The organism is Sinorhizobium sp. 8-89 (assembly GCF_030124325.1).
Lineage (GTDB): Bacteria > Pseudomonadota > Alphaproteobacteria > Rhizobiales > Rhizobiaceae > Sinorhizobium.
Window position 1 is genome coordinate 1 of sequence record NZ_JASKLR010000027.1, and the last position, 631, is coordinate 631.

General features: G+C 63.2%; 2 protein-coding genes. Both read right to left on the reverse strand.

Annotated elements, in window-relative coordinates:
- Nucleotides 1-237 (reverse strand): DEAD/DEAH box helicase (locus QN219_RS28585; protein WP_284003683.1); only part of this gene is annotated, 237 nt, incomplete at its 3' end.
- Between the two features lie 149 nt (nucleotides 238-386).
- Nucleotides 387-631: DUF805 domain-containing protein (locus QN219_RS28590; RefSeq protein ID WP_284003684.1), on the reverse strand; the 245-nt coding region annotated here is incomplete at its 5' end.

Below are 631 nucleotides of genomic sequence, written 5' to 3' on the forward strand. Positions count from 1 at the left end.
GACGAGGGCAAGCGGAGCGCCCGCTGCGCTAAAACGCTTCGTATCCTCCAGCAGCGTCGGGGCCAGCGCCAGTCCGAATGCCACGGTCTTGCCGGACCCGGTCTGGGCGGAAACCAGTGCGTCGGCGCCATCGAGCGCCGGATCGAGCATCGCCTTCTGCACTGGCGTCAGTTCGTTGTAACCGCGTTTTGCCAACGCCTCGGCGATCGCGGGCGCGATCCCTTCGAACTCAGTCATATCTTGTCTTTCGGATTCGGTCTTCACGCCGACGGACGAGCGGACATGGGATCAGGTCGTCATCAGGCGATTGCCGCGGCCAACACGTCGCGGGCCTGTTCATGGCGCGCTACATACGCGGCAGGAACGCTAATGTACAGGCGGAATCTTTAACGCCTGGGACCGTTGTTGCGGCCGCCGAAGTCGTTCTCGCCCTTCGCGCCCGGCCACAGGCAGAGCGCGATGAAGACGATCGGGCTCAGCACGGGAATGAAAAGGCAGAGAGCAAGCGGGCCCGGATAGCCGATGTCATGCAGGCGCTTGATCGCCAGCATGGCGATGGAGACGGTCGAAAGGACGCCTGAGACGACGAGCCCCAGTGTCCAGAGCGCCAATGCTGTGTCCTCGTTTTCGT